General features: G+C 71.0%; 19 protein-coding genes and 1 pseudogene. 5 read left to right on the forward strand and 15 right to left on the reverse strand.

The features are described from left to right. Both AB0M95_RS38330 and AB0M95_RS38335 read left to right on the forward strand, forming a co-directional pair. Positions 1–477, forward strand: a pseudogene (locus AB0M95_RS38330) (RNA polymerase subunit sigma-24); the annotation flags it as partial. Positions 478–1,018: 541 nt separating this feature from the next. Beyond that, the gene (locus tag AB0M95_RS38335; protein WP_363775856.1) at positions 1,019–1,426 is read left to right on the forward strand and encodes a hypothetical protein; all 408 of its coding nucleotides are present in this window, start codon (positions 1,019–1,021) and stop codon (positions 1,424–1,426) included. Between the two features lie 235 nt (positions 1,427–1,661). On the opposite strand, the gene AB0M95_RS38340 is transcribed toward AB0M95_RS38335, so the two are convergent. From AB0M95_RS38340 to AB0M95_RS38365, 6 genes are all read right to left on the reverse strand, one after another. Beyond that, positions 1,662–2,870: an MFS transporter gene (locus AB0M95_RS38340; RefSeq protein WP_363775859.1), complete on the reverse strand. Its 1,209-nt coding sequence runs from the start codon at positions 2,868–2,870 to the stop codon at positions 1,662–1,664. Next, complete coding sequence (locus AB0M95_RS38345; RefSeq protein WP_363775862.1) at positions 2,867–3,370, reverse strand: GNAT family N-acetyltransferase; 504 nt, start codon at positions 3,368–3,370, stop codon at positions 2,867–2,869. The genes AB0M95_RS38340 and AB0M95_RS38345 overlap by 4 nt, the downstream gene beginning before the upstream one ends. Next, a complete protein-coding gene (locus tag AB0M95_RS38350; RefSeq protein ID WP_363775865.1) occupies positions 3,367–4,566 on the reverse strand; it encodes a type III PLP-dependent enzyme in 1,200 nt (399 codons plus the stop codon). The genes AB0M95_RS38345 and AB0M95_RS38350 overlap by 4 nt, the downstream gene beginning before the upstream one ends. Positions 4,567–4,585: 19 nt before the next feature. Then, positions 4,586–5,836 carry a DUF6271 family protein gene (locus AB0M95_RS38355; RefSeq protein WP_363775868.1) on the reverse strand — a complete coding sequence of 417 codons (1,251 nt, stop codon included), beginning with the start codon at positions 5,834–5,836 and terminating at the stop codon, positions 4,586–4,588. Positions 5,837–5,877: 41 nt separating this feature from the next. Continuing rightward, entirely contained in the window at positions 5,878–6,942 is a 1,065-nt protein-coding gene (locus AB0M95_RS38360) for a phytanoyl-CoA dioxygenase family protein (RefSeq protein WP_363775871.1), read from the reverse strand. 130 nt (positions 6,943–7,072) lie between these two features. Continuing rightward, positions 7,073–8,251 carry an ROK family transcriptional regulator gene (locus AB0M95_RS38365; RefSeq protein ID WP_363775874.1) on the reverse strand — a complete coding sequence of 393 codons (1,179 nt, stop codon included), beginning with the start codon at positions 8,249–8,251 and terminating at the stop codon, positions 7,073–7,075. Positions 8,252–8,430: 179 nt separating this feature from the next. Here AB0M95_RS38365 and AB0M95_RS38370 point away from each other — a divergent pair, with 179 nt between their 5' ends. Further along, on the forward strand, positions 8,431–8,961 hold the full coding sequence (locus AB0M95_RS38370; protein ID WP_363775877.1) for a GNAT family N-acetyltransferase: 531 nt from the start codon (positions 8,431–8,433) through the stop codon (positions 8,959–8,961). Positions 8,962–9,568: 607 nt separating this feature from the next. Here the strand turns inward: AB0M95_RS38370 and AB0M95_RS38375 are convergent. Then, a complete protein-coding gene (locus AB0M95_RS38375) occupies positions 9,569–10,798 on the reverse strand; it encodes a helix-turn-helix domain-containing protein (RefSeq protein WP_363775880.1) in 1,230 nt (409 codons plus the stop codon). Positions 10,799–11,695: 897 nt separating this feature from the next. Next, positions 11,696–12,130, reverse strand: coding sequence for a hypothetical protein (locus tag AB0M95_RS38380; RefSeq protein WP_363775883.1), 435 nt, complete (start codon positions 12,128–12,130; stop codon positions 11,696–11,698). 444 nt (positions 12,131–12,574) lie between these two features. Here AB0M95_RS38380 and AB0M95_RS38385 point away from each other — a divergent pair, with 444 nt between their 5' ends. Next, positions 12,575–14,539, forward strand: a complete 1,965-nt coding sequence (locus tag AB0M95_RS38385; RefSeq protein WP_363775886.1) for an AarF/UbiB family protein — start codon at positions 12,575–12,577, stop codon at positions 14,537–14,539. 251 nt (positions 14,540–14,790) lie between these two features. On the opposite strand, the gene AB0M95_RS38390 is transcribed toward AB0M95_RS38385, so the two are convergent. Beyond that, a complete protein-coding gene (locus tag AB0M95_RS38390) occupies positions 14,791–15,273 on the reverse strand; it encodes a universal stress protein (protein WP_363775889.1) in 483 nt (160 codons plus the stop codon). A gap of 401 nt (positions 15,274–15,674) precedes the next feature. On the opposite strand from AB0M95_RS38390, the gene AB0M95_RS38395 reads away from it, so the two are divergent. Further along, complete coding sequence (locus tag AB0M95_RS38395) at positions 15,675–16,472, forward strand: pentapeptide repeat-containing protein (protein ID WP_363775904.1); 798 nt, start codon at positions 15,675–15,677, stop codon at positions 16,470–16,472. Positions 16,473–16,714: 242 nt separating this feature from the next. Here the strand turns inward: AB0M95_RS38395 and AB0M95_RS38400 are convergent, their stop codons facing one another. The 6 genes from AB0M95_RS38400 to AB0M95_RS38425 all read right to left on the reverse strand — a co-directional run bounded on the left by AB0M95_RS38400 (position 16,715) and on the right by AB0M95_RS38425 (position 23,236). After that, positions 16,715–17,026: a hypothetical protein gene (locus AB0M95_RS38400; protein ID WP_358520898.1), complete on the reverse strand. Its 312-nt coding sequence runs from the start codon at positions 17,024–17,026 to the stop codon at positions 16,715–16,717. 358 nt (positions 17,027–17,384) lie between these two features. Next, positions 17,385–17,828, reverse strand: a complete 444-nt coding sequence (locus AB0M95_RS38405; RefSeq protein WP_363775892.1) for a cupin domain-containing protein — start codon at positions 17,826–17,828, stop codon at positions 17,385–17,387. Between the two features lie 89 nt (positions 17,829–17,917). Further along, positions 17,918–19,066 carry an oxalate decarboxylase family bicupin gene (locus tag AB0M95_RS38410; protein WP_363775895.1) on the reverse strand — a complete coding sequence of 383 codons (1,149 nt, stop codon included), beginning with the start codon at positions 19,064–19,066 and terminating at the stop codon, positions 17,918–17,920. Between the two features lie 94 nt (positions 19,067–19,160). Continuing rightward, positions 19,161–20,450, reverse strand: coding sequence for an Nramp family divalent metal transporter (locus AB0M95_RS38415; protein WP_363775898.1), 1,290 nt, complete (start codon positions 20,448–20,450; stop codon positions 19,161–19,163). 460 nt (positions 20,451–20,910) lie between these two features. After that, the gene (locus AB0M95_RS38420) at positions 20,911–22,206 is read right to left on the reverse strand and encodes an MFS transporter (protein WP_363775901.1); all 1,296 of its coding nucleotides are present in this window, start codon (positions 22,204–22,206) and stop codon (positions 20,911–20,913) included. Between the two features lie 172 nt (positions 22,207–22,378). Next, complete coding sequence (locus AB0M95_RS38425; protein WP_363775907.1) at positions 22,379–23,236, reverse strand: NAD-dependent protein deacetylase; 858 nt, start codon at positions 23,234–23,236, stop codon at positions 22,379–22,381. Positions 23,237–23,764: the final 528 nt, after the last annotated feature.

The raw sequence follows: 23,764 nt of genomic DNA on the forward strand, positions 1-23,764 counted from the left end.
CCCTTCGCCGAGGTGGCCGAGATCGTCGGACGTACCCCGGCGGCCTGCCGCCGGCTCGCCTCCTCGGCCCGCCGTCGCGTCAGCGCGTCGCAGGCGTCCACGACTCCGGCGGCCCGGCAGGCGAGCATCGTCAGGAACTTCAGGCAGGCGTGGGAGGCCAAGGACATCAACGCCCTCATCGGCCTCCTCGCCCCCGACGCCACGGCGATCGCCGACAGCGGCGGCCTGGTCAGCGCCCTGCTTCACCCGATCGAAGGCGGCGAGCAGATCGCGCGCCACGCCGTCGACATCGCCGGCAGAGCGCCCGAGCTGACGATCCTGGAGCGTACGGTGAACGGTCAGCCCGGTCTGGTGGCGCAGCAAGACGGCGTCACCGTGATGGTGATGGCGTTCGGCGTCGTAGGCGACCGGATCAAGCACATCTGGGCGGTACGCAACCCCGACAAGCTCCGGCCGTGGACGGAGCCACAGCACTAGGGCGTGCGCCAAGGCGGTGTCGCGGCGTTGGCGGTTCGCGTTCTGGTTCCTCGCCCTGTTCGGGGGCGTCCTCATGTGCATGATCGCGCGCTTCCTGCCCGAACCGGCCCGCGGCGGGCCAGTGCGAACAGCAGGTTCGTCGCGAGTTGCGGCTCCGCCTTCGCCGCGTCCGCCTCCCGCACCGCGAGGGCGCCGAGGATCCGGCCGCAGAGCATCAGCTTGACCCCGGCCCCTTTGGGCGTGATGGGGGGTGGCGAACGCTCGCGTGGCGGGCCTCTCCGCGCGACGTGGACCGCCACGCGCGGCCGGGCACAGTGTCACTACCCATGGCGACAGGTGCTTACGCAGGGCAACGAAGGTCGCGATCTATCGCCCCGAGATCGGCGGACAAACCGGGAAATATCGGATCAAAACGTATAATGAGATGCTAAATAGCTACCAAGATGCCGTTATCTCCGTTTGTCGTGCCATATGGTCGGAGAAACCCCAGGTGGGCAAGCTCTGAACGAGTCGCCGGGTGCGCTTATCTCGAATCAGCGTGATGAGCGTCGTAATCGGCGACCCGACGCCAAGGGGGAATGCAATGCCCGGCATCAAGAAATGCGCCGTCACGCTCGCCGTCACGCTCGCGCTCACCGGCGGGCTCGCGGGTGCGAGCGCCGTAACGGCCACCAGCGCCACCGCGTCCACGGTCACCACCGGCGGCGATTGGGACGGCGGGCACGGCAAATGGGGCGGCTGGGACGGCGGCCACGGCGCGTCGGGTGACTGGGGCGGCGGCCACGGAAAGTGGGGCGGCGGCGGTCACGGCAAGTGGAGCGGCTGGGACGGCGGCGGCCACGGCGCGGGTGACTGGGGCGGCGGCCACGGCAAGTGGAGCGGCGGGGGCGACGACTTCGACTTCGGCTTCGGCTTCCCCATCTGGGAGTTGACCGGCTTCTGGTGGTGATCGCCCCTGCCGGGCTCGTTGTGAGCGGGCCGGAGCGCCGTCACGCGAAGCGGCCGGCGTCTCAGGGGCGGCTTCTCCCACGATGACCCGGCCGCCGGCGCTGATCGACTAGGCCACGAGCGAGGTCCTGGAGTGAATCCACTCCAGGACCTCCGCCGTGCGCGGCCGCTGCCCTTTTCGCGGATGCCTTCGGCTCCTGCACGACCTTTTCAAGGCGATGCCTTGGTCGCGGTCCCTACGTGGGGAGCCGTTCGCCGGTCACGGCCGTCCAGTGGATTCGCGTGGCGCACAGGTGGACGAGGAGGGCCGAGACGGCGATCGCGGCCATGCCCCACACCAGGCCCGTGGCGCTCGCGATGAAGCCGATGATCGGCGGTCCCGCCAGCAGTCCCGTCGTCCCCATGGCGGCGACGAGGGCCAGGGCGTCCGAGCCCTGGCGCGCCGCCGCCACGTAGACGCACGGCGTCACGGACGCGATGCCGAGGCCGACACAGGCGAAGCCGATCAGAGTCGGCACCAGGCCGCCGGCCAGGAGGGCGAGCGCGAGCCCCGCGCCGGCCAGAAGACTGCCGGCCCGGACGACCCGGCCGTCCCCCCACCGGGCGCGCCAGCCGTCGGCGAACAGGCGCGCCAGCACCATCATCACCGAGACGACCGCGATCCCCAGGGGCGCCACCTGCGGCGAGGCGTCGAAGGTGTCCTTCATGTAGAGCGCGGACCAGTCGTTGACGGCGCCCTCGGTCACGGTGCCGAACACCATGGCGAGTCCCATCCATATCGTCACGCGCGTGGGCATGGGCACCCCGCGGCGGGTCCTCGCCTGAGGCTGCTCGTCCTGCCGCTCGCCGGGGCGTTCCTCGGTGAGCAACCTCGGCCACGCGTACGCGACCAGCAGGACGATGAGGACGGCGGCCACGCCGAAGTGCGCCGTCACGCCCGGCGTCACCGCGGTGATCCCCGACGCGATGAGCGCGCCGCCCAGAGAGCCGGCGCTGAAGGTCGCGTGCAGTCTGGCCATCGCGGTCCGCTGGTGGCCGGCCTCGAGGGCGGCTCCCTGCGCGTTCATGGCGACGTTCAGGCATCCGACGCCCACGCCGTCGGCGAACATGATGATCAGGGCGATCGGATAGTCCGGCGCCGCGGCCAGGGCGGGCAGCAGGGCGCCCAGGAAAAGCGCCGACGACAGCGCCAGGCGGCGGGATCCGAGCCGCCTGGCCAGGGCGGCGACGAGGGGGAAGGAGACCGCGGCCCCGACGCCGCAGGCCATCAGCAGCAGGCCCACCTCGGCCTCGGTCAGGCCCAGTCGCGCCTTGATGACGGGAAGCCGCGCCGCCCAGGTGGCGTACTGGAAGCCGAGGACGCAGAACAGGGCCGCGATGCCCAGCAGGGTCCGGCGGAACCGGTCGCGAGCGGGCGCGGGCGCGATGTGAGGCGGGGTGTTCATGCCGCGGCCACCTCCGCCGACATGTACACGGCGTGCGCGCCGTAGCCGCCCGGGAGCCCGACGTCTGGATGGGGGCGGTATCCGTGGGCCGACCAGAAGGGTTCACTGCCCGCGACCGCGACCAGGGAGATCCGCTCGTAGGTCTTCGTTCTCGCCGCCGCCTGAAGGTGGCGCAGGAGGCGTCGTGCCAGCCCTCTGCCGCGGAACGCTTCGGCGATCACGAGATCGTGCAGGTGCAGATTGCGAGAACGGAAGGCGCGCTCCTCCTCCCGGGCCGGGTCCGGGCACCGGAACATCGGATAGGGCAGCGCCAGCACGTACCCCGCCGGCCTTCGCCCGCACTCCAGCAGGAAGCAGGTGCCCGGTGAGGGGACGGCCCGGGACTCGAGCACGGCCCGGCCCTCCGACAGTCCCGCGCCGGTGTACACGTCGGCCTCCAACGCCGCGATGCCGTCCCAGTCGCCGTCGGAGATCTGCCGTACACGTACGTCGTGGCTCATCTCGATCGCCCTCCAAGAACGTGTTGTGGCTCACGATGGATCCAGGTGCAGGGCAGCGGGCTGAAGCCGTTGAACCCCTGGGTCGTATAGCTGGCGGAATAGGCGCCGGAGGCGAGGATCCAGACGGGGTCGCCCGACGCGACGTCCCTGGGTACCTGGACCAGACCGCGGCCCCGGTTGAAGACGTCGTCGCTGTCGCACGTGGGGCCCGCGACGACGGCGTGGACGTACTCCCCGCCGAGATGCGAGGGAAAGACCAGCGGGTACTGCAGCGCGTCCGTCTCGTACAGGCCGTTGAACTTGCCGCAGCTGAGGTACAGCCAGTGCTGGCGTTCGCCGGAGGGCATACGACGTGTGGACAGCCGCGACACGTGGGCCCGCACGGCGCCGTGGTCGGCGACCAGGTGGCGGCCCGGCTCCATGAGGAAGTCCAGGCGGGCCCGCGAGATCGCGCCGAGCCGCCGCATGCCCTGGCGGATCACGGCGAACATCGTTGTCAGGGGAGGGGCCAGGGGTCTGCCGCACAGGTCGAGATAGCCGAGCGCGGGCAGCCCTCCGCCGAGGTTGACGTGGTCGATCTGGATCCCCCGGGCGTCGAGGGCCTTCATCACCCCGGCCATCCGGTCGAAGGCGCCGGCCCACGCTCGGGCCGTCATCTGCTGGGAGCCGACGTGAAGCGAGATGCCCGACGGTGTCAGGCCCTCCGCCCGCGCGGTCTCCAGGACGAGGGGGACCTCGGCGGGGGAGCAGCCGAACTTGCGGGTCAGGCCCCACAACGCGCCGTCGCCGTCGGTGGCCAGCCGGCAGAAGACCCGGGCGCCGGGGGCCTGGGCCGCGATCGCCTTTACGTCCTCCACGCTGTCGGTCGCGAAGTCCCTGACGCCCAGGCGGTACGCCTCGGCGATGTTGCGGTCGGACTTGATGGTGTTGCCGTAGTGGATCCTGCCGGCCGGCGCGCCGGCCCTGAGGGCCTGCGCGACTTCGCCGGGGCTCGCCGCGTCGAAGCCGGCGCCCTTCCGCGCCAGGCAGGAGAGCACCTCGCCCACCGGGCAGGCCTTCATCGCGAACCGGATCGAGATGCCGGGGAACTCGCGAAGCAGGGACTCGTATCGGTCTTCGATTCCGCCGAGGTCGAAGACGAGCTGGTCTTCGGTGGCGGCCGTCAGGGCCGCGTGCAGGCGACTCGTGATGTACATGGTCGGCGTTCGTCTCCGGCTAGCCGCGTGCCTGGCGGACGCTCGTGGACCTGCTCGCCCGCACCAGGCCCTCCCAGGATTCGATCAGGAGGGCGAAGTCCTCCATGTCCTGGCGGGCCTCGTCCAGGAGCCGTCCGCGTCGTCGCGCCAGCGTGTCCGCGACCGCGGCGTACCTGCCTCCCAATCTCCGGTAGGAGCGGTCGAGGACGTCGAGCCGCTCCTCGTTCTCCGCGGTGCCGAGCGTGGTGCTCTCGCGCACGAGTTCGGCGACGCGGGACGCGCGGACGTCGTTCCGCTCGTCCAGCAGCGACGCCCCGGCCTCCGCCATCCTGCGATAGACGAAGTTCAGGTAGGCCATCGAGAGGAGGAACTTCGCGAACCGGAGCTGGTACGCCATGAAGCCGGCGGCCGTCCTTCGCTCACCCGTGTAGAAGTTCACGATGTTGCGGTTGTGCAGGACGCCCGGCAACCCCGCGTCGTGGACCAGGTGGATGAGGAAGTAGTCGCTGCCGATGGTGTCGGTGGCGGGGGGCAACGGGACGCGCTCGTGCACCCGGTGAAAGCCGATGTTGCACATGTCGACGCGCATCGGGTCGACCGGGCCCAGGATCGAATGGTCGCCGGTGAAGGGATCGTCGCCTGCCCCCTTGAACGATTCGCCGGCCAGGCGGCGCTTCTCGTCGCCCGGCCAGTCCATCGGGGCCCAGAGGCCGACGATGTCGTGGTAGATCCCGGGGTCGGCCCCGGCGATCTCGCCGATGTCCACGGACAGCTCGCCGATGAAGGAGCTCCCCGCCAGCACCACCGGCCGGTCCTCCTGGCCCGGGCCGAGCGCGGTCTCCGACACGCCGCCCGCCGCGTCGCTCGCGCGTTTCCCGAGCGACATGAGCTCGTGGTGGATGGGAAAGACGGGCCGGCCGTTCCAGTCCTGGTAGCGACTGTCGGAATCCCGGCGGTGGACCGATTCGCACGCGAGCGCGCTCGCGATCAGGAAGGCCCTGTTGGTGCAGGCGCCGTAGGAGACCCCGGCGGGAAGCATGAGGTCGAGCATCAGGTCGGGCTTCACGACGCCGGCCCGGTGGATCACTTCCCGTAAGAAGGCCCGTTGCCCGGCCTCGCCGAGGTGGTGGACGACCACGTTCGGCGTCCCGCGCGCGTCCCCGGCGGCACGGGCGTGCTCGCCGAACGCGCGGTGGCCGGAGGAGTCCAGGATCAGCAGGTGCACTTCGACGTCGAAGTGCCGGGCCGCGTGCGCGGCTTCCCGGCTCACGGCCGAGATCGTGGCGGCGCATTCCCTTTTGGTCGGCAGAGTCAGGCAGATCTTGCGCATTCCGGCTCTCCCGTCCAGTGTTCGGCGTCCTGGTTCCAGGACGTCAGCCCGAGCAGCCTCTCGCCGAGCCCGTTCAGCGGGGCGGTGGCGTACCTGAGGGACTCGTGCCTGGTCGCGTCGCCGAGAAGCGTCCCGTTCCAGCTCGGTGTGCTGAGGTGGCGCCAGGATTCGATCCGCGAATTCCTCAGCTCGTCGTGCGATTCCAGCGCGGGCATCATGCTGAGGTACTGGACCGCCCTGACACCGCGCCGGGAACGGTTGGGCGCCACCCCGTGCGCCAGCATGCCGTTCCAGATCAGCAGGTCGCCCGCCCTGAGCTCGGGCCGGACGACGGGGAACTCGGCGGGGTCGGCGGCCGGCCTCAGCGGGTCCCGGTCGGCCGGTTGGCCGAGCTTCCACTCGTCGAACCGGCGGAAGAGCTCGGGCGTGCACTGGAAACCCCCCAGGTCGGGCCGGGTGTCGGTCAGGGCGATGAGGCCCTGCACCCGCTGGGGCGGCACGCTGAGCGTGGAGTCCACGTCCCAGTGGAGTTCGATGTCGAACCCCCTGTCCGTGGGGGTGATCAGCGCCCGGTCCCTGTTCCCGATGTTCGGCGGGTTGAGGTTGAGCCGGTCGAGGCTCACCCACAGCTCTTCGCAGTCCCACACGTCGACGAAGGCGTCGTAGACGCGCCGGGACTGGCGGCCCTCCCAGATGAGCGGGTGGTGATACGCCTCGACGAAACCGTAGATGTACAGCTCCTGGTCCAGGTCCGAGCGGAACTTCCGGTCCGCGTACCAGCTCTCCGGCCGGGACGGATCGAGCCCCTGGAACTCCCAGGCGAAGTCCAGCAGGCGCTTGGCCGCCTCGGCGGGGATGGCCTCCCTCACCGTGACGTAGCCGTACGTCTGCCAGAAGGCGAAGTCCTGTTCGGACAGCACGCGAAGGGGCCGGGATTTCCGGATGTCCTTCAGCGGCGTCCCCGCGAGGTACGTTTCACCGTCGGTGCTGAAGTACGGAACATCCGAGGCGGCTCGATGCAGGTATCCCTGTGACGTACGCATCATGTGACTACTCCTGTGCCTCCATATGCGGACGCATCAAGATTGCCATTTGTGGAAACTGATTGGCAAGTGTTTCCAGACTACTGGCAAACTCGCTGGTGGAGTGGGTCACCGAGCGCCGCCGGGCCGGCGGCTAGTCGGAGCCGCGGGAGAAGACGAGCTCGCGCGCCTGCCTCATCGCCATGTGGACGGCTCCCTGCAGCACGGGATCGCGGGGCACTTCGCTCGCCACCACGCAGGGCTCCGCCAGGTACATGGCGGAGACCGCCCGCTGGACGCGGCGGGCGAGGTCGCGACCTCCGGCCGTTCCCGCGTCGCCGCCCAGGACGACGAGCTCGGGATCGAGCACGGCGCAGATCGAGGCCACGCCCAGGGCGATGCGGCCGGCGAGCTCGTCGAGGAACGCGCCGCCCTCCGCGCTCCCGGCGGCGGCCGCGACGACGTCCCTGACGGACCCTTCCGCGATGCCGTGGGCCGCGGCCAGCGCCAGGACCGCATGCCGGCCGACGAGGCTCTGGAAGGCGGCGTTGACGCCGCAGCGGTCGTGGTCCAGGGCGCCGCCGGCCACGGGCGCGCCCGGGACGGGCATCCAGCCGATCTCCCCGGCGTTGCCCGCGGCGCCGCGCAGAAGCCGATCCCCGAGCATGATCGCCGAACCGGGCCCCCGTCCGATCCACACCAGGGCGAAGCTCCGCGTGTCCCTCGCGGCGCCACGCACGCGTTCGGCGACGGCCGCGAGGTTGACGTCGTTGTCGAGGGCCACGGGTATCCCCAGGTCGTGCCGGAGGGCTCCCGCCACGCCCGCGCGCCAGGCCGGCATGTCGTAGCAGAAGCGGACGTCGCCCGTCCGGGGGTCGACGACGGCCGATATGCCGATCACGCACGCGCTCACCCGCGACAGGCCGACCCTTGAGGCCCGCGTGAGGTCCTTCAGGACGCTTCGGATCGCCGCGACCGGTTCCACCTCGGCGTCGGTCGCGCGGGAGACCTTCGCCAGCCGGCGGCCGGTGACATCCGCGAGGACGGCGGTCGTCGTCCCCATGCCGACCTCGACGCCCACGACGTACGCGCTGGACGGGTTGAGCCCGTACACGACCGCGCTCGGGCCGCGCCCGCCGTCCTGTGTGCCGGTCTTGACGACGAGCCCGCGCTCTTCCAGCCGCGACAGGATCTGCCCCGTGGCGACCTTGGACAATCCGGTCGACTCGCTGATCCGCGCACGGGTCAGGGGCCCCTTGCTGCCCAGCAGTTCCAGTGCGGCGCGGTTGTTGAGTTCACGAAGGAGACGTGGCCGTCCGGGACTAGAAATCATGTCAACATATTGCCTCGCGATGTGTCATTCGCGAAAGCGCGTTGCCAGTGGCCGGGGTCCCGGTCGGCAAGGCGGGACGGGATGCGGTGCCGGCGCGGGCCGGGCGACTGGCATAAGGCCCGCGGCGGTTTGTTAAGGTTCGTGGTACGGACCCAGACCCGACCCAGCGGAGTGAACACTTGTCGCCACGAGTCCGGCGGGCGGTTCCCCGCGACGCCGCCACCCTCGCCGCGGTCCAGGATGCCTCCTGGAAGGCGGCCTTCGCCGGGCTGATGCCGGACGACTATCTGGCGAGCCTCGACGTCGCGGCGTTCCGCGCGACGTGGGAGGAGTGCCTGGCCGGGCCGGTGCGGCCCTCGTCGGGCATCCTCGTGGCGGAGGACGATGCCCAGGTCGTCGGCTACGCGCGCTACTACGCCACGGACGACGCGGACGACGATCCGGCGCGGGTCGGCATGCTGGGGTCCCTCTACACCCTGCCCGCGGTGTGGGGCACCGGGGTCGGCAAGGCCCTCATGACGGAGGTGCTCGGCGCTCTGGCCTCGGCCGGCTACGCCGAGTCCACCCTGTGGGTGCTGGAGGGCAACGGCCGGGCGCGGAACTTCTACCGCCGCCAGGGCTGGAGCGAGGACGGCGGCCGGGAGGAAAGCCGCGACGACGGCTTCCTCATCACCAAGCTCCGCTACCGCCTTTCCCTGTCCGGCGCCTGAGAGCCGCGCCCCGCGCCTGAGGCCATACGGCGACCGCGGCCGGTCCGCGGGGCGGGCCGGCTCCGCGGGCGAAGGCGGCTTGCTTCGCTCGTAAGCGACCTTGCCAAAATGTTTCCATGAATGGCAAGATTGGTGCGTCTTGTCGCGAATCGAGCGGATGGGAGCGACGCCGTCGAAAGCCGGGCGTTCATGGCGCGCCGGCCTGGTGAGCGCGAGGCCGCTCCTGGGCACGGTCGCGATCCTTCAAGGGGATGCACCCTGTGACCGAATGTGTCATGTTCACCGTGAGCCGTTGTGACCGGGCCCGCGACAGGGGCCACTCGTGATCCGACTCGCCGGCGAGGCACGGCGGCGCTCCGCGCGCCGGCTGTCCGTCGCACGGCCCCTGCGCCATGTGCCCCCCGGCGTGCCGGCCGGGGCCCTGCTCAACGTGCTGCTCAATGTGCTGCTCGGCCTGCTGCCCATCGGTTTCGTCGCCACCAGCGTGCTGCTGCAGCGGCTTCCTGCGGAGGCTGGTAAGAGCCCGGCCCTCGCGAGCGCCCCACGGCACCGGCACCGTGCCGTCACGGCGTCTTCGAATCGGCGGCGGCCCCCGATGACCGGCGCGTCAGTCGTGCTTGGTCTCGTGGAGACGTGTGAGCGCCTCGGAGGCCGTGCGCCAGATCTCGGCGGCGAGGTCGAGATTGAGCGCCTTGCGGGCGTTCAGCGCGAGCTCCTGAAGATTGCGCAGCCCCTCGTCGGTGTGGCCTTCCACGATGAGCAGCTGGTTGCGCAGCATCTGCAGCCTGCTGCGGTCCCGGAACGACAACTGCTCGTCATGCCCCTCCAGCCGGTCGCACAGTTCCCGGACCTCGGCCATCTGTCCTTCCTGGAACGCCAGATGGGCCTGGACGACCAGCAGTTCGAGACGGTGTAGCTCGATCCCGATGATGTCCACGGCGGCCTCGGCCTCCTTGAGCAGCTTGCGCGCGTGCGCCACCTCGGGCGGGGTCAGCTGCAGCGACAGCGACGCGGCGGCCAGCCGGAGGCGGAACCAGAGCACCACGTCCGTCCCGCTGTCCAGGGCGTTGATGGCCTGCTGGAGATAGTCGAGCGCCGCGGCGCCGTCCCCCCGGCGCACGCGGACCGTGGAGGCGGCCCACAAGGCCTCGACGGGCATCGTGCCGGGAAGGTCCGGCAACAGTCGGCAAACACGGTCGGCGTACTCTTGGGCCTCGGGCAGCCGGCCCGCCTCCGCCGACGCCGAGACCATGGCGAGCAGTGCCGCGCCGGTGTCGGCGGGGGAGAGGTGGCGCTCCTCGGCTATCTGGAGGGCCTCGGCGGCGTATCGCATGGACTCTTCGAGCCGCCCGAGGACGCGCAGGCAGCGGGCGAGCCGGGTCCGGGCGCGCAGTTCCAGCTCGGGCTGGTCCACCTGGCCGCTGAGCTGGACGAGATCCTTGAGGAGCCGCAGCTCCGCGTCGTGGTCGCTCCGGCGCCGTTCGAAATCGGCCAGCATCAGCAGGGCCTGCCAGCGGAGCGCGTGGTCTTCCTGCGGAGTCGCCTTCAGGGCATCGGCCAGTTCGGCGATCGCCTCGTCGGCCGGGGCCGAGGCCGCGTTGGCGAGAGCCCGCGCGAGCGAGGTGGACCTGCCCTGCGACTCCTCGAAGTCGGCCGCGCTGACCCCCAGGCGCTCGGCCAGGTAGGCGATGACCTGGGGTGTCGGGGGGCGGGTGCCGGATTCCAGCCGGGACAGGTAGCCGGTCGACATGCCGGAACCGGCGAGGGCGGCCTGGGAGAGTCCTCGCTCAAGGCGCATGGCCTTGAGGCGTCTCCCAAAGGAGGGCTGTTCAACCATGCGAGTGGCCTCGGAAGCGATCGAAGGGATGCACGAGCGGCCCCCAGCGGAGGGACCGGCTGGGAATATGGTACAGCCCGTGCCAAGGATTTGACAGCGTGGCAAATCTGGGGTGACGCGCACGGTGATCAGGGGTCTGCCCTCAGCGTGAGTGGCCCCGCCGGCCTCCCCGATCCGGCCGCGACCTCCGCATATGCCGTCCTGGCCGCCCCGCCGTCCGCATAGGCCCCCTAGCTTTCGCTTGGCTATTTTCTTGTTATTGCCTTACTTGAAATAATCCACTACCGTCATGATCGGCTCGGTAAACGTGGTGTAGGTGAAATGGGCCTCGACGTCTTGCCATGTTTGGGGTGCATGGAGAAACCGCGTTCACCGGCCGGGGGCAGACCCACCCTTATGGCGTTCCCCCAATTGCCGGATGCCCAAGAGCGAGCCGCGAACTTGGGCGCTCCGTCTCCGTTCGGAGTGACAATGTTCCCACCTGGAGTAGCCATGCCCGTCCCTTGTCATCCGCGTCGTGCCGCCATACGCCCACCCCGCGGTGTCGACGTGCGTGCCGTCCGTTCCCGCCTGCCCGTTACCGCTCCCGGCGCCCTCGCGTCCGCGGCGATTCCCGGTGGGCCGGGGGACATCGACTGGCCCGGCCGGAATGGCGGCCAGGGGTCGCGGATAGTGACGCTCATGACGCTTGTGTGAATAGAGGCCGATCGGCCGGCCGCCGGGGACGCCGGTATGGGGACATCGGGATGACCGGAATCGGCGTATTCAAATGACCGATATATCGTGCGCGATTCCGAGGTGAACGACCGGCTCGTCCGGCGCCGGTACTGGGCAGGACCGGCGAATCCCTTGTCCGATCCCCTACCCCTCCGGCGGCATCCGCCATCGAACGCCAGGTCAGGGCGTTTCCCCACGGTGTCGCCGCGGCACACCCGGCGTGGCCGCGGTCACTGTCCGCAGGCACGGACCATGACCGGGTGCCGCACACGCGCGGACGTCGTCAGCCGTTCTGCCGGTCGCGCCAGGCGATCCAGCGCCATCAGCCACCATGAGCGGCGGATGGCCGACCAGTTCGCCGTGGGCCCGCATTTCCAGCTCCATGACCGGCGTGCGTCCGTACGTCTCGGGCTCGACGGCGCAGGCGATCGGCAGGGCCCGCAACCCGTCGTCCACCCATCTGTCGGTCTCGGGCTTCAGCCGGGCGACGAGATCGCCGGGTAGGAATTCCGGGAGGACCAGAAAGCCGAGCCGTGCGAATTGATCGATCTGAGACATTTCCAGGACGGGCAGGTACTCTATGGCGAGGGTGGTCGAAACGGTCGGGGATATCATGCTGCGGATTTCACTGTGAACGCGTAGCCGATTACGTCCTTTCGGACGCGGGCACGGCGCGCGTTTTCGCGCGCCGGTGATGACGAATTAATTGCGCCTGCAACGGGCGGCCGTCGCCGTAATCTCGGAATTTCCCCACTGTGACTAATCCGTCCGGGAGAATATGGCGGTGGAGTTCCATCAGGGTTTGGCAATAGATTGCCATGACATTGCCGAGTCGGTAAATATGGCTGGCCAAGCCGATCGCGCCCGGAGGGCGTGGGGCGCGTGAACATGGTGATCTCGGGCAGGTCCCCCCAGGTCACGCCATGGGGTACATGTCTTGCGGAAGCATTATGCTGCCCGCATGCCACGAGACGACCGGCTTCCCGGCCTCACCCGCACCACGCGGGCGATCCCCGGTTCCCCGTCGCCACGCGAGGACGAGGACGAGAACCCCTGACCATGGCCGTCGACCTCTTCACCCCGCTCACGCTGCTCCTGAACGCCTGCCTGGCCGCCGTCGTGGCCAGGCGCGTACTCGGCGTCCCCGTCGGCTGGCCGCGCACCATCCTGGTCGGCCTGTTCGTCACGTTCTCCATCGGCTCGGCCGTAACCTCCTTCGCCGAGATGGCCGGCATCGTCACCGGCGGCCGTTTCACCGTCTCGCTGTCGGCCGCCTTCATCCTGATCGGGCTGGTGACGGCCTGGGTGTTCGTCCTCGGCCTGGTCGTGCTGGTCGTCCTCGAGGTGCTCGCGCCCACCGGCACGCTCCCCTCGCCGCTCGACCTGCTGACCGGCTGGAAGGCGCGCCGCCGCCGCGCCAGGCGCTACGCGCAGATCATGAAGATCGCCGTACGGCACGGCCTGGGCGGGTACCTGCGCGGCCGCAGGCGCACCGACCCCTACCACGGCACGGCCAAGATCGCCCGTTCGCTCCGTGCCGCGCTCAACGAGGGCGGAGTGACGTTCGTCAAGCTCGGGCAGATGCTGTCCACCCGGCGCGACCTGATCCCCGCCGAGTTCGCCGACCAGCTCGCCGCACTGCAGACCAGGGCCGAGCCCGAGCCGTGGCAGGACATCAAGGCCGCCGCGGAGAAGGCCGTGGGCAGGCCGCTGGACGAGGTGTTCGCCGAGGTCGACCCCGAGCCGCTGGCCGCCGCCTCGGTCGCCCAGGTGCACGCGGCCCGGCTGCTCGACGGCGCGGAGGTCGTGCTGAAGGTGCAGCGGCCCCGGGCGCGCACGCAGGTCACCGCGGACGTCGAGATCATCCTCAGGCTCGCGCGCCGTCTCGAGCGCGGCACGCCCTGGGGGCGCTCGCTGTGCGTGTTCGAGCTGGCCAAGGGTTTCGCCGCCGCGCTGGACGAGGAGCTCGACTACACCGTCGAGCAGGACAACCTGCGCAGCGTCGCGGCCACGATCGAGGGCATCGCCGTACCCGAGATCCACGAGGAGCTGTCCAGCGGCACGCTGCTGGTCATGACCCGGCTGCCGGGCACCCCAGTCGGCGCCGCCGGGCCGCTGCTGGCCGGTTTCACCGCCGAACGGCGCGAGCGGATCGCCCACCGGCTGCTCGGCGAGGTGCTACGGCAACTGGTGCGCACCGGGATCTTCCACGCCGACCTTCATCCCGGCAACGTGCTGGTGGGCGAGGACGGCGAGCTCGGCCTGCTCGACTTCGGCTCCGTGGGCCGCCTGGACACCCCCACCAGGTCCGCGCTCGGCATGCTGCTGCTGGCCATCGACGGGGACGACGCCATCGCCGCGACCGACGCGCTGATCGAGCTGCTCGACCGCCCGGAGGGGCTCGCCGAACGGGAGCTGGAACGGCGGATCGGCCACCTCATGGCCCGCTACCGCACCGGGTTCGGGCGCGGCGGGCCGAGCGGGATGTTCGCCGAGCTGTTCAGGCTCGTGACCGCCTACGGCTTCGCGGTGCCGCCGCAGATCGCGGCCGCGTTCCGCGCGCTGGCCGGGCTCGACGGCACGCTCGCGCTGATCAGCCCGGACATCGACGTCGTGGCCGCGGCCAGAGAGCAGGGCAGGGCTCTGATGCGCGAGGCCGTCGAGCCGGGCGCGGTCCGGGCGTGGCTGGAGGAACGGCTCGCCGGATACCTGCCGATCATCCAGCGGCTGCCGCGACGGCTCAACCACATCGTCGAGGACCTGGAGCAGGGCAGGCTCTCGATCAACGTCCGGCCACTGGCACACGACGGAGACCGGCACTTCCTCAACGGGCTCGTGCAGCAGATCGTCATCGCGGTCCTGGCCGCGGCCGCCACGCTGGGCGCCATCATGCTGATCACGGCCGACGTCGGCCCCATGATCACCCCGGACATCCGGCTCCTCGCCGTCGCCGGAGGCGCGCTGCTGCTGGTCGGCTTCGTCCTCGCGCTGCGCTCGCTTGCCCTGGTCTTCAAACCCCGCTGACCACGCGCGACGTGCCGGAATCCAGGCGGGTGCTGTCCGCCAAGCCCAACGGCAACGGCGACAACCGGGGCGTGACGATCCAGGGCAACGGCAACTGGAACCGGTCGACGTGCAGCCCGAGCCGACCTCGGGACACCCGGAACACCGCACCTGTGGTGCGGCGGCCCACGACCGCCGCGCCACAGGTGGCTGCTCGCCGGACGACCGATCCGGGTTCCTCGCGTCGCCGCGTGTGCACAGGGGAGGGGACCTCAGCCGCGGGCGGCGGAAAGCGTGCGCCGGGGCGGGGCGGTCGTGCCGCCGTTCACCACGACGACCGGGCAGCGGGCGTGGCGCAGGCAGGCGAGCAGTAGCGGGCCGAGGTGCGCCTCGGCTCCGCCGGGGGCCGACGACCCGAGGACGAGCAGGTCGGCGGCCTCGGTATGGCGCAGCAGGTCCTTGACCGGGCTTTCCAGGCTCGTGTACCGGCGGACGGAGAGGTCCGGGTACTCGTCCTCGACGACCGCGATCGCCCGGTCCAGCGCCGCGCGCTCGCTCAGGCGGCGACGCTCGGCCTCGGCCCGCCGGGAGACCGGCGCGTACGGCGCGGGGCTCAGCGTGTCCGAGGCGTGGACGACCACCAGATCCGCCCCACGCCGGTGCGCCTCCGCGGCGGCCCAGCCAAGGGCGACACGGGACTCCGACCGGTGGTCCATTCCGACGACGATCCGCTCTCTGTTCGTCTCCGCGCTCATGTTCGGGCTCATCTCCGCCTTCTCCGCTCGTCACGGCGCCGCGCGCCCCCGCCGGGCCACCGGTGGTGTCCCGATCTCGGTGTCCGGCCCCCTTGGGGGCCTACCCGAGCCGGCCGCATTCGTTCCTCGTCCACCTCGTCCTGAATTGCGGACGGTCCGATCGTCGCCCGCCGGGGTTCCGGTCAGGAAGCCGGAGGGGAAAGCTCAGGTGTTCTTCGTCAGTCGTTCACCTGGACGCGGTCGTGTCGCCGGTGGCCCGGGTGCGCCCTTACCCTTCGAAGTGCCGCGCCGTCGCGGGTGCCGCGTGAGAGGAGAACGAAGGGGTGTCGGAGAAGCCGTCCGGCGGGACGTCCCCGGGGACGCCGGTGAAAGAGGCGCAAGCGGTATCGGAGCGTCCCGATCTGCGTGCCGACTGCGGGAGCTGCTTCGCCCTGTGCTGCGTCGCGCTGCCCTTCTCCGCCTCGGCGGACTTCGCGATCGACAAGGAGGCCGGGCGGCCCTGCCCCAACCTGGCCGCCGGTTTCCGCTGCGGCATCCACGCGCGCCTGCGGCAGCGGGGCTTCACCGGCTGCACGGTGTACGACTGCTTCGGCGCGGGCCAGAAGGTCTCCCAGATCACCTTCGGCGGGTGGGACTGGCGGGGCGACCCGAGCGGCGCCAAGCGCATGTTCGAGGTCTTCCCGGTCATGCGGCAACTTCACGAGCTGCTGTGGTACCTGAACGAGGCGCTGTCGCTGCCCCGGGCCCGTCCCCTTCACGACGAGATCCGCGCCGCGCTGGCCGCGGTCGAGCGGCTCACCCTCGGCGACCCCGGCGCCCTCGTGCGGCTGGACGTGGGGGCGCGCCGGCGTGAGGCCGGTGATCTGCTGGCGCGGGCGAGCGAGCTGGTCCGCGCCGGAACCCCGAAGGCGGACCGCAGGGGAGCCGACCTCATCGGGGCCCGCCTGGCGAAGGCCGGCCTGCGCGGGGCGAGCCTGCGCGGGGCCTACCTGATCGGCGCAGACCTCAGGGGCGCGGACCTGCGGTCGGTGGACCTGCTCGGCGCCGACCTGCGCGGCGCGGACCTTCGGGGAGCCGACCTCACCGGGGCCTTCTTCCTCACCCAGGCCCAGCTCGACGCGGCCAAGGGCGACGACGTCACCAGGCTGCCGCCGTCGTTCACCCGCCCGGCGCACTGGCGCGCCGGGCCGGGCCGCTGACGGGACGTGGCTGCAGCCGGACGCCGGACGCGGTCAGTGGCGGGCGAGGCGGTAGTGGTGCAGGACCACCGCCGCGTGGTGCCGGCGAGCACGACGACCGGCTGATCGGGGTCCACAGGTTCGGCGCACGTGCGGCACGGCCCTGCTCTGGCCGCGCCGCACGCCGTACGGCCGCGCCCGCCTTTGACGAACGCGGCCGCAGGTTCCGGGGACCGCCGAGGAGTGCGCGGGGAAACGCCGCGTCAGCGCGTCTCGACCCGGATGTCGACGATCGTGTGCGGGGGGATGCGGGTGAAAGAGGTCTCACCGGCGGGCACCCACGGGCCGTAGACAGGGATGTATCCGACCTCGGGCAGGAAGTGCCTCTCCAGCACCCAGATGCGGTGTTCGCCGGTGCCGCTGGAGCAGTAGCTGCTGGCCCAGCGCTCCGCGGTGTTGAGCTGGTAGCTGCAGCCGGTCGGCGCGGCGTAGGCGCCCGACGTGGTCGCGGTCACCAGTCCGGCGGTCGCCAGGACGGTGGCGCAGGCGGTGGCGGCCCATCTTCTCACGTTCATGCGTGACTCCCGGGGGTGTCGGCGGTGTCGTGTGTGTCCTCCGCCGTGGAGCTCAGGGGCCGCGGCGGCGAGGTCTGCGCTGCAGACCAGCGCTTTTTCAGATAGGAAAGTTTCTTAAAAGAAAGATAATGCGGCCTCTGGGGGCCGTCAATATCCGGCCCGAGGGCCCGCGGTGTCCATTTCCGGACACCCTCGAAAGCCGGAATGGCCTGGTGTCTTATATCCGGCTATATCCAGAAATGTCCGGCGAATAGCCGCACAGTTCCTCAAAACGGAAACCAGGGCACTGGGCCCGCGCACCGGCCCTGACCGGCGCACGCGGCCGTGCGTGGAGCCGATCGAGGCCGGGAGCGAGCCGTCAGGTCCAGCGCAGCGCGTCGAGGTTGACGACGATCGCCTCCTGGGTGCTACGGGCGATCACCACCACCGCCTCGACCTCCGGGTCCGGGTTCTCCTCGCGGTGCGGGACGAAGGGCGGCACGAAGATGTAGTCCCCGGGTTTGGTGTCGACGCGCACCTCGCGCGGCTCGTCGCCCTCCACGTCGAGGAACACGAACGACGGGGTGCCGCTGACCACGTAGATCGCCGTCTCGGAGTCGCCGTGGTGGTGGTTGGCCGAGACGGTCGCGGGCGCGACGTGCGTCTGTCCCATCCACAGCCGGTGCGCGCCCACGCTCGCTCCGCTGATGGCCGCGCGCCGGCGCATGCCGCCGGTCTGCGTGGTCTCGGAGGTGAGGCCCGCGGGGGCGATGTGGTGGAGCCGCCGGTGGAACGGGTCGCCGGGAAGGTCGCTCGCCGTCATGTTTTCCAGCCTCGTCTCGTGGTGTGATGATCGGACGGGGACCATCCTGGCGTATCGGCGGGCGCCGTCCACGAGGCGGCCGGGTGCCGTCAGCGGACGAGGCTGTGCTTGCTCTTGGGCAGCGCCTCGATCCACTCGCGGGGCATGTTGAGCGTGTCCGCGCTGACCTGCGGCGGGAGGTTGGCCATCCACTGCATCGCCGAGACGTCCTCGAAACGCGGGTCGCGGAACATCTCCAGGAACACCAAGGGCTCGTTGCCGAGGTTCTCGATGTAGTGGCCGTAGGCGAACGGCACGTATCCGACGTCGCCCGCGTGGAAGTCGAATGTGCGGGCCAGCCCGGAGCTCGCGAACACCCCCATGCGTCCGAAGCCGGAGATGTAGTACTGCCACTCGTCGTTGGTGGGATGCCAGTGCAGCTCCCGCAGGCCGCCGGGCTCCAGCTCCACCAGCGCGGCCGAGATCGTGGTGGACGCGGTGAAGTTCGTGGAGTCGGCGATGCGGACGGTGCCGCCGTCGAAGCGCAGGGGCTCCTGGGCCTGCATCCGGTGCTTGAACGTGCGCGGCACGTCGCCCGTGGGACTGACGATCTGGTCGGACTCCAGCGGGGGAGGGACCCGGCCCGGGAAGATGTACTTCTCCTTCTCCGGCAGGTTCTCCAGTTGCTCGGGCCGCCAGCCGAAGTTCTTGGCGAGGACGCTCTTCGGCGTGTGCGCGAAGAAGTCGCTGAGCATGAAGGTCGAGTTCTCCGAGAAGTTGCCGTCGTCGAAGACCAGCAGGAACTCCACGCCCTCCTCCAGCGCCTGGATGTAGTGGGGGATCCCTTTGGGGAAGAACCAGAGGTCGCCCTGGCGCACGTCGTCCAGGAAGTTGCGTCCCTCCTGGTCGACCGCGCCGATGCGGCAGCTTCCCTCCAGGACGTAGGCCCACTCCGCCTCCTTGTGCCAGTGCAGCTCGCGGTAGGCGCCGGGGTTGAGGTGCATGTCCACCCCGGCCAGCGTGGTGGCGACCGGCAGCTCCCGGGCGGTCACCTCCCGCGTCCAGCCGCCCTCCTCGATACGGGTGTGCGCCATGGAGAAGGGGAATTTCATGTTGGGCACCGTGCCGTGGTCGGTCTCCGGCGGGGTGAGCAGGTCGGGATTCTGGAGGTCCAGCTCTATGTTTCTCGGCCCGGTGTCGACGCCGCCCTTTCCGTCGCGCTGCGGGTGGGGAATCGCCTGGTATGCCGAACGGTCCATGGGCATTTTCCTTTCTGATGCGTACGACGGGTCTGATGCTCACGGCGGGCCGGTGCGAACTCCACCGCGTTCGGGAATCGATTCAGAGCAGCATTCAAAGCAGCACGGTGAACGGCAGGGCGCAGCCGAGGAGGGCGACGACGGCTCCGGCGGCGCCCGCGACGCGGGTGGTGATCGGGGCGTTGACGAGCGGCCCCATCACCGACCGGTCGCGGCAGAACAGCACCAGCAGGAACAGCGCGACCGGCACCCCCAGCGAGATGATCACCTGGCTGACGATGAGCAGGCCGGTCAGCGAGACGCCGAGCAGCAGGGCGGCCACGGCCGGGATCATCGTGACGAGCCGCCGCAGGTGGACCGGCACCCGCCTGCCGAGGAACCCGTGCATGACCACGTCTCCGGCGAGCGTGCCGACCCCGGCGGAGGACACCCCCGAGGAGAGCAGGGCGACGGCGAACGCCAGGGCGGCCCCGCCGCCGATCCGGCTCGCCAGTTCCGCGTGCGCCTCCAGCAGGTCGCCGGCCCAGGCGCCGCCCGTCGCCGAGCCGAGGCCCGCCCCTAGCGCGACCATGGAGATGTTGACGACGGTGGCGATCCCGAGCGCGAGCGCGCAGTCCAGGCGCAGCGCCCGGCGGATGAGCGCGGGCTGCCGCCAGGCGATGTCGGCCGAGGTTCCGTGCCCTGGGGCCAGCGCCGAGTGCAGGTAGACCGCGTGGGGCATGACCGTGGCGCCGACGATGCCCATGGCCAGGACCAGCGTGGACTGTCCGTGCAGCGCGGGGACGAGCCCCGCCGCCAGCCCGGACGCCGACTGGTGCCCGGTCACCAGGATGTCGTACCCGACGCCCGCGCCCACGAGCAGCAGCGCGGCGGCGCTCATGAGCTCGAACGGGCGCGTGCGGCCCCGCCGCCGCAGTTCGAGCAGCAGCAGGGACACCAGCGCGGTCAGCACGGCGGACAGGGCGATGGGCACGCCGAAAAGCAGGCGCATCCCGATCGCCGCGCCGACGAACTCCGCCAGGTCGGTGGCGAGCACCACCACCTCGGCCTGGAGCCACAGCAACCGGCCGCCCCAGCGCGGGAACCGCTCGCGGCACAGCCGGGGCAGGCTCTTGCCGGTGGCCATGCCGAGCTTGGCGGCCTGGAACTGGACGAGCATCGCCACGAGGCTGGCCGCCACCACCACCCACACGAGCAGGTACCCGGAGGTCGCTCCCGCGGTGAGGTTGGTGGCGACGTTCCCGGGGTCGACGTAGGCGATCGCGGCCACGAACGCCGGTCCGATGATCTGGCCGGCGCGTGAGCCGCCGGCCGCCGGGCGCGCGGCGTGCGTCTTCCACCCCGCCGCACGGCGCGGATCTGTCGTTCTGCTGGGGATGGTCACAGTTTGCCTCAAATCACGTTACATGCGCGACTCATGAATTACGCGGCGCATGTCGACGATGTCAACGCGTACGAGGAATACCCGCCTACGACGTGCGCGATACGCGGGCGATTCCTCGATAAGGCAAATGAAGGACGCTGACCGGGAAAAGGGCCGAACCCACGCATCCGTACGCGGAGTTACACCCTCAAATTCCCGCCGATACGGAATTAGCCAGACGATTCCCCATTCACATGACTATTACCGACGTCGCAGGCGGCTCCGCGGTCACCCTGGTGAGCGCGTAGCCGCCCGCCATCGGTTCGTCACGTGGCCTTGCCGGAGCGCGCGTGACGTCAGGACGGGGTGATGGTGCAGGTCGCGCCCGCCCAGTCGAGGTACGCGTTGTACAGCGTGTCAGCCCTTGGACTCCACCGTGGGGCCCGAGCCGGCTACTTCAGCGGCATGGCGGCGCCGACGATCAGGCGGGCTCGCCCTCCAGGCGCTCCGGCCGCGCCCGGCGGATCGGCGTCAGCGTGGCCGACAGGGCGATCAGCGTGCAGGCGAGACCGGCGAGCAGGAAGACGGGCGCGACGCCGTAGCGGGAGGCCGCGGCGGTCAGGACGGCGGCGCCCACGGGGCCGAGCGTGTTGTGGATCGTCCAGAACGCGGAGGTGACGCGGCCGAGCAGGTGCCCCGGCGTGACCTCCTGGCGCAGCGACATCGAGCTGATCCCGGCCACGCCCGTGCACAGGAGGCACGCCGTGGCCAGCACGCCGACGGCCAGGACGCCAGGGGACGCCCCGAGCAGCGCGATGGTCACGCCGCACAGCGCCCAGGCGCCGATCCAGCAGGCCCCGAAGCCGAGCCTTTCGCGCAGGGGGGCGACGGCGGTGGCCGCGAGCAGCGAACCCGCGGTGGCGGCGGCGAGGACGTACCCGACGGTGCTGTCGGGCCTGCCGAGGTCGTGCTTGAGGTAGTAGATGATCAGGTCGGTCAGGCCGAACGTGATGAAGATGATCAGGGTCAGCAGGATCGTCAGCCGCCGCAGCACCGGGTGACGCCAGAGGAACCCCGCCCCGGCCATGAAGTCCCTGGTCACGGCGCGGCGCCGGGACGCCGGAGGCTCGGCGGCGGGCGCGGGCGCGGGCGCGGCGGGGCGCGGCCGGACCAGCAGGAGGCCGGCCGCCGAGAGGGCGAAGCTCGCCGCGTCGATCGCGATGGCCGCGGCCGGCCCGGCCAAGCCCGAGACGACACCCGCCAGCGTCGGGCCCGCGACGCCCGCCACCGAGTACGCCGCGTACAGATGGCCGTTGGCCCGGGTGATCTGGGCGGCCGGAACCAGGGCGGGCACGATGGTCACGTACGTGACCTGGAACTGCATCGCGAAGGCGCTCGCCAGAGGGACGACGGCGTACAGCAGCCACACCTGCGGCGACACCAGCCACACCACGGGGATCACCCCGTACAGGACGCACCGCGCCACATCGCAGGCGATCAGCAGCGCCTTGCGGTTCACCCGGTCGGCCAGGTACCCGGCGAACAGCCCGGTGACGATCGAGGCGACGCCCACCAGGCCCGTGACGACCCCCATCTGGACGACCGACCCGGTCGCCCGCAGCACGAGCAGCGGGATCGCCACGTAGGAGAACGAATCACCGAGCGCGGACAACGTCTGGACCGCGAGGAACCGGCGGAAGTTCCGGTTCCGCCACAGGGACGGCGCGGATCCGGCCGGATCCGCGGGCTCGCGGGGCCCGGCCTCCCCGTCTCCCATCGGGCACCTCTCGCGGTTCGGTTCCGCTTCGCGGCGAACCGGATCAGTGGAACAAGATCCTCAGGTGCGTGTCAAGTGCGCGTCACACGACGGGCGCCGGTCCTCACGGGGACTAGGCAGGAAGCCGGGAAGGATCCGCGGCGGATACGGGGGTCCGGGCGGGCCCGGCAGGTTACGCGGAGGGCGCGGACACCGGAAGGGGAGAGCGGGCGGTCCGCGCATCGATGAGGCGCACGGTCTCGGGCAGCACCTCGCCCAGCCGGGCGTCCACGGTCAGCGTCGCGTAGTCGTCCCCGCGGGTCGGGCCCTGGTTGACGATCGCCACCGGGATGCCCAGCTTCGCGGCCCGCAGGACGAACCGGCGGCCCGACATCACCGTCAGCGACGACCCGAGCACCAGCAGGACGCGCGCCTTCTCGACCATGGCGTAGCACGCGCCCACCCGGTCCGGCGGGACGGTCTCGCCGAAGAAGACGACATCGGGCTTCAGGACGCCGTCGTCGCAGGCGCGGCAGCCGACCGTGCTGAACCTTCCGGCCTCCTCGTCGGACAGGTCGACGTCGCCGTCGGGGTTCACCGCGTTCGCCTGGGCGGCGAACAGGGGATTGGCCCGGCCCAGGCGGTGGTGCAGCTCCTCGCGGGAGCTGAGGTCGCCGCAGCCCAGGCAGACCACCTGGTCCAGGCTGCCGTGCAGCTCGACCACCCCGCGCGCGCCGCCGGCCTGGTGCAGGCCGTCGACGTTCTGGGTGATGATGCCGCTGACGAGGCCCCGCTCCTGGAGGCCGGCGACCGCGCGGTGCCCGGCGTTCGGCGCGGCCCGGGCGATCGTCCGCCAGCCGACGTGGCTGCGCGCCCAGTAGCGCCGCCGCGCCGCGGCGTCCCCGGTGAAGGTCTGGTAGGTCATGGGGGTGTGCCGGACCAACGCCCCGATCGGCCCCCGGTAGTCGGGGATGCCCGACTCCGTGGACAGGCCCGCCCCGCTCAGCACGACAACGCCGCCCGCGGCCAGCATGTCCGCCAGCGCGCTCATCCCATCGATCACCCCTCCATGCTGCCCCACGGCGCCCGGTGCCCGGGCACGGGCCGGGGGTCGTTGCTGACCGGAGGCGGCGCTCAGGCCGGTGAGGTGGTTGAGCTCCTAGCGGCTGGCCGGGCCCGCGAAGTACAGATTGCGCAGTAGCACCGCCCGGTTTCCGCGCCGGAGGTCGCGCACCGTCCGGCGCTCGGGGCTGGACATGCTTCCTCGCGTTCCTTTCCGGGGCCGTGGGCCGCGGCCGGATCACGCGCGCCGGCCACGTCACCGGGATGTGGTGGCGTGGCCGGCGTGGTGATGACACTCTGACCAAGTCTGACGAAAAGGGTACGCCTTCCGTCTGGACGGGGTCGGCCGTAGGCGACGAAGTGCGCCGACCTTCGGCGGGGCGGGGGAGGAGATGGACGATGCCCGACCCCTCCCGAGGCGGTCAGAAGCCGGCGGTGATGCGGGTGAACTCCCACTCACCCGACGGGACACCGGCGCCGCCGGCGCGGTCGCGGTTGACCGACCAGTAGGCGAACC

It is taken from the genome of Sphaerisporangium sp. NPDC051017 (genome assembly GCF_040683095.1).
GTDB lineage: Bacteria > Actinomycetota > Actinomycetes > Streptosporangiales > Streptosporangiaceae > Sphaerisporangium.